Source organism: Mesorhizobium sp. M7A.F.Ca.CA.003.01.2.1, assembly GCF_003998945.1.
GTDB lineage: Bacteria > Pseudomonadota > Alphaproteobacteria > Rhizobiales > Rhizobiaceae > Mesorhizobium > Mesorhizobium ciceri.
Genome location: NZ_RZRA01000905.1, coordinates 1 through 2,287, shown reverse-complemented (window position 1 = coordinate 2,287; position 2,287 = coordinate 1). Strand labels below are relative to the sequence as shown.

General features: G+C 63.3%; 4 protein-coding genes. 3 read left to right on the top strand and 1 reads right to left on the bottom strand.

Going from position 1 to position 2,287, the window contains the following annotated elements:
* The coding region (locus tag EN969_RS27455; protein ID WP_281060036.1) for a sugar-binding domain-containing protein at positions 1-174 on the top strand (174 nt) is incomplete at its 5' end.
* Positions 175-211: 37 nt separating this feature from the next.
* Here the strand turns inward: EN969_RS27455 and EN969_RS27450 are convergent.
* The gene (locus tag EN969_RS27450; protein ID WP_063170431.1) at positions 212-397 is read right to left on the bottom strand and encodes a hypothetical protein; all 186 of its coding nucleotides are present in this window, start codon (positions 395-397) and stop codon (positions 212-214) included.
* Between the two features lie 110 nt (positions 398-507).
* Between EN969_RS27450 and gcvA the strand changes: the two genes are divergently transcribed.
* Positions 508-1,413, top strand: a complete 906-nt coding sequence (gene gcvA, locus EN969_RS27445; protein WP_013528412.1) for a transcriptional regulator GcvA — start codon at positions 508-510, stop codon at positions 1,411-1,413.
* A 224-nt stretch (positions 1,414-1,637) separates the two neighbouring features.
* Positions 1,638-2,287, top strand: a 650-nt coding sequence (locus EN969_RS27440; RefSeq protein WP_127419559.1) for an extracellular solute-binding protein, incomplete at its 3' end; no start/stop codon positions are given.

Below are 2,287 nucleotides of genomic sequence, written 5' to 3'. Positions count from 1 at the left end.
ACCAACGACCGGGTGTCGTCGGCGTCGCTGCCGTCACGCGAGAAATCGCTGGTCATCGCACTGGCGATGGGAGAACGAAAGCTGCCGGGCATTCTGGCGGCCGCGAACCGGCGGCTGATCAACGGCCTCATCACCGATGAACGGACCGCCGCCGCGCTGCTCGCCAGCATCTGACCGGAAGCACAACTGATTTGCGATAAAACCAACCGCGCTAGCTGTGCCGCCCGAAATGGTCGTTGCCATCGAGAAAACCGAGATCGCGCTGCAGATGCGGCGACAGGTCCCTGATGTCGAGATGTGCCCGTTTTTTGGCTGCGAACCAGCCGAATCCATCCGTCAGCCACGAAAACCAGCGATGATCGGGTGCGGAAGTGCATTTTTGCTGCGCCATGGTCATGATCGTCAACCTTCGCTATCCTGAACCCGAATGACGGGTTGACTGGAAATGTCGGTCTTGACGGCGGCCTTTGCCAATCGAACGTCGATAAGGACCCATAAGGAGGCTTTATGCCGGACCTCAGCTCTCGGCAGGTTTCACAGCTTCCGCCGCTGCAGGCGATCCGGGTGTTCGAAGCGGTGGCGCGGCATCTTTCCTTCACCAAGGCGGCCGAGGAACTTGCCATGACGCAAGCGGCGGTCAGCTATCAGATCAAGGTGCTGGAGGAACGGGTCGGCGCGCCGCTGTTCCTGCGCCGGCCGCGCCAGATCGCACTCACCGAGGCTGGACAGCGCCTTGCGCCAGCGGTCAGCGAGGCCTTCGCCATTCTCGGCCAGGCCTATGCGGCGGCGCGTGGCGGCGCCGACGGATTGCTGTGCGTCACGACGGTGCTGACCTTTGCCTCGAACTGGCTGGCGCACCATCTGGGCTCATTCCAGATCGCTCATCCCTCCCTTGCCGTGCGGCTCGAAACATCGAGCCGGCTGACGGATTTCGCCCGCGAGGATGTCGACCTCGCCATCCGGTCGGGCGGCGGCAAATGGCCGGGGCTGGAAGCCTACAAGCTGCTCGATGCCGATTTCACGCCGATGCTGAGCCCGAAGCTCGCGGCAAGCATCGGCGGCGTCAGGGAACCGGCGGACCTGTTGCGGCTGCCGATCCTCGATCCCGGCGACATCTGGTGGACGCAATGGTTCGAGGCTGCCGGCGTGCACTCGCACGATCTCGCCAAACGGCCCGGCAGCAGCATGGGCGCGCAGGCCTATGAGGCCAACGCGGCGATCGCCGGTCATGGCGTCGCGATCCTGACCAGGGCGCTGTTCAAGGCGGAACTTGCCGGTGGGCGCCTGATCCAGCCTTTCGATCTGGTTGGCGACGACGGCCATGCCTTTTGGCTGGTCTACCCCGAAGCGCGCCGCAACGTGCCGAAGATCCGTGCCTTCCGCGACTGGCTGCTGGCCGAGATCGCCTGCTGACCGGCAAGCTTGCGGGCTGCACCTGGTCTCGCAGATCCATCCGCTGTTGCCGCACTGTATCCGGCCGGGACGCTCTTCGTCCTGGCAATTTCCGCTCGTCCCGGCCTGCGGTGTCGCCCGGGTGCTGCGCTGCAGCATCGAATCCGACTTGACATAATTCACGCCAAGTGAGTAATTGCCCAAAGCCAAGGCAAATGCTCATCTTGGTTCAAGGGAGGAATTTGATGAAACTTCGCACGCTCACCCTGGGCTTGTTGTCGGCCAGCACGCTTGCGTTCGCCGCACACGCCGAATCCATCACCATCGCCACCGTCAACAATGGCGATATGGTCCGCATGCAAAAGCTGACCGAGGACTTCACCAAGGCGAACCCCGACATCCAGCTCAACTGGGTTACGCTCGAAGAGAATGTGCTGCGCGAGCGCGTCACCACCGACATCGCCACCAAGGGCGGCCAGTACGACGTGATGACCATCGGCACCTATGAGGTTCCGATCTGGGCCAAGCAGAGCTGGCTTTTGCCGCTCGACAAGCTCGGCGACGACTACGACGCCAAGGACATCATCCCGGCCATTGCTGGCGGCCTTTCGGTCGACGGCAAGCTTTATGCCGCGCCCTTCTACGGCGAAAGCTCCTTCGTCATGTACCGCAAGGACCTGATGGACAAGGCCGGGCTGAAGATGCCCGACGCGCCGACCTGGGACTTCATCAAGCAGGCCGCCGACAAGATGACCGACCGCGCCAATGGCGTGAACGGCGTGTGCCTGCGCGGCAAGGCCGGCTGGGGCGAGAACATGGCTTTCCTGACCGCCCTGTCGAACTCCTTCGGCGCCCGCTGGTTCGACGAGAACTGGAAGCCGCAGTTCGCTCAGCC